At 51.4% G+C, this 3195-nt stretch carries 2 rRNA genes; both read left to right on the top strand.

The features are described from left to right. Positions 1–7: 7 nt before the first annotated feature. Positions 8–2882: ribosomal RNA gene (locus ACLBKS_RS16410) — 23S ribosomal RNA — on the top strand. A 143-nt stretch (positions 2883–3025) separates the two neighbouring features. Then, positions 3026–3138: ribosomal RNA gene (gene rrf, locus ACLBKS_RS16415) — 5S ribosomal RNA — on the top strand. Positions 3139–3195 lie beyond the last annotated feature (57 nt).

Consider the following 3195-nt stretch of genomic DNA (forward strand, 5'->3'; position numbering starts at 1 on the left):
GTTATAGGGTCAAGTGACTAAGAGCATGTGGTGGATGCCTTGGCAATGATAGGCGACGAAGGACGTGATAGCCTGCGATAAGCTTCGGGGAGCTGGCAAATAAGCTTTGATCCGGAGATTTCCGAATGGGGAAACCCACCTGCAAAGGTATCGTTATCTGAATACATAGGATAACGAGGCGAACCGGGTGAACTGAAACATCTCAGTAGCTCGAGGAAAAGACATCAACCGAGATTCCGAAAGTAGTGGCGAGCGAAATCGGAGAAGCCTGTTAGTGATAGCACGACTCTTAGCAAAACGGTCTGGAAAGGCCGACTATAGAAGGTGATAGTCCTGTATGCGAAAAGAGACGTGTGGTACTGAGCTAACGAAAAGTAGGGCGGGACACGTGTAATCCTGTCTGAATATGGGGGGACCATCCTCCAAGGCTAAATACTCATCATTGACCGATAGTGAACTAGTACCGTGAGGGAAAGGCGAAAAGAACCCCGGGAGGGGAGTGAAATAGATCCTGAAACCGCATGCTTACAAAAAGTAGGAGCCCGCAAGGGTGACTGCGTACCTTTTGTATAATGGGTCAGCGACTTACATTCAGTGGCAAGGTTAACCGAATAGGGAAGCCGTAGAGAAATCGAGTCCGAATAGGGCGAATTAGTCGCTGGGTGTAGACCCGAAACCAAGTGATCTATCCATGGCCAGGATGAAGGTGCCGTAACAGGTACTGGAGGTCCGAACCGACTAGTGTTGCAAAACTAGCGGATGAGCTGTGGATAGGGGTGAAAGGCTAAACAAACTTGGAAATAGCTGGTTCTCTCCGAAAACTATTTAGGTAGTGCCTCAAGTATTACCGTCGGGGGTAGAGCACTGTTTTGGCTAGGGGGTCATGGCGACTTACCAAACCAAGGCAAACTCCGAATACCGACGAGTACAGCTTGGGAGACAGAGCACCGGGTGCTAACGTCCGGACTCAAGAGGGAAACAACCCAGACCGCCAGCTAAGGTCCCTAAAATTGGCTAAGTGGGAAACGAAGTGGGAAGGCTAAAACAGTCAGGATGTTGGCTTAGAAGCAGCCATCATTTAAAGAAAGCGTAATAGCTCACTGATCGAGTCGTCCTGCGCGGAAGATGTAACGGGGCTAAGCCAGTTACCGAAGCTGCGGATTTGCACGCAAGTGCAAGTGGTAGGAGAGCGTTCTGTAAGCCTGTGAAGGTGGCTTGTAAAGGCTGCTGGAGGTATCAGAAGTGCGAATGCTGACATGAGTAGCGTTAAAGGGGGTGAAAAGCCCCCTCGCCGTAAGCGCAAGGTTTTCTACGCAACGTTCATCGGCGTAGAGTGAGTCGGCCCCTAAGGCGAGGCAGAGATGCGTAGCTGATGGGAAACAGGTCAATATTCCTGTACCGATCAATAGTGCGATGTGGGGACGGAGAAGGTTAGCTCAGCCAACTGTTGGATGTTGGTTCAAGCCTGTAGTCGTGCCTGGTAGGCAAATCCGCCGGGCTTAGATGAGGGGTGATAACGAGGCTGCTTGCAGCCGAAGTGAGTGATACCCTGCTTCCAGGAAAAGCCACTAAGCTTCAGCTATTGACGACCGTACCGCAAACCGACACTGGTGCGCGAGATGAGTATTCTAAGGCGCTTGAGAGAACTCAGGAGAAGGAACTCGGCAAATTGACACCGTAACTTCGGGAGAAGGTGTGCCCTCAGTAGGTGAACCTGTACAAGGGGAGCCCAAAGGGGTTGCAAAGAATCGGTGGCTGCGACTGTTTATTAAAAACACAGCACTCTGCAAACACGAAAGTGGACGTATAGGGTGTGACGCCTGCCCGGTGCTGGAAGATTAAATGATGGGGTGCAAGCTCTTGATTGAAGTCCCAGTAAACGGCGGCCGTAACTATAACGGTCCTAAGGTAGCGAAATTCCTTGTCGGGTAAGTTCCGACCTGCACGAATGGCGTAACGATGGCCACACTGTCTCCTCCTGAGACTCAGCGAAGTTGAAATGTTTGTGATGATGCAATCTCCCCGCGGAAAGACGGAAAGACCCCATGAACCTTTACTGTAGCTTTGTATTGGACTTTGAACGGATCTGTGTAGGATAGGTGGGAGGCTTTGAAGCGGTGTCGCTAGACATCGTGGAGCCGACGTTGAAATACCACCCTGGTGCGTTTGAGGTTCTAACCTGGATCCCTGATCGGGATTGGGGACAGTGCATGGTAGGCAGTTTGACTGGGGCGGTCTCCTCCCAAAGCGTAACGGAGGAGTTCGAAGGTACGCTAGTTACGGTCGGACATCGTGACGATAGTGCAATGGCATAAGCGTGCTTAACTGCGAGACTGACAAGTCGAGCAGATGCGAAAGCAGGACATAGTGATCCGGTGGTTCTGTATGGAAGGGCCATCGCTCAACGGATAAAAGGTACTCTGGGGATAACAGGCTGATACCGCCCAAGAGTTCATATCGACGGCGGTGTTTGGCACCTCGATGTCGGCTCATCTCATCCTGGGGCTGTAGCCGGTCCCAAGGGTATGGCTGTTCGCCATTTAAAGAGGTACGTGAGCTGGGTTTAAAACGTCGTGAGACAGTTTGGTCCCTATCTTCCGTGGGCGCTGCAGATTTGAGGAAGCCTGCTCCTAGTACGAGAGGACCGGAGTGGACACACCTCTGGTGTACCGGTTGTCACGCCAGTGGCATCGCCGGGTAGCTATGTGTGGAAGAGATAACCGCTGAAAGCATCTAAGCGGGAAACTCGTTTCAAGATGAGATCTGCCGGGGCCTTGAGCCCCCTAAAGAGTCGTTCAAGACCAGGACGTTGATAGGCTGGGTGTGGAAGCGCAGTAATGCGTTAAGCTAACCAGTACTAATTGCTCGTGCGGCTTGACCCTATAACTTTGATCTCAATGCAGATCAAATGACGGTTATGCCAACGCTACACACCGTGTAGCACTTTGACGGCAATCAAAATACAAGCTGATTCAAGCTCTATAAATTGGTCCTTCTGACCCAGTCAGATAGACAAAAAGTTATGCCTGATGACCATAGCGAGGTGGTCCCACTCCTTCCCATCCCGAACAGGACAGTGAAACGCCTCTGCGCCGATGATAGTGCGGGTTCCCGTGTGAAAGTAGGACATCGTCAGGCTCCTATAGCCTCAGACCGCCCTCTCGGATAACCTCCGATGAGGGCGTTTCTGTTTGT

It is taken from the genome of Hylemonella sp. W303a (assembly GCF_046452315.1).
In the GTDB taxonomy this organism is placed as follows: Bacteria; Pseudomonadota; Gammaproteobacteria; order Burkholderiales; family Burkholderiaceae_C; genus Hylemonella.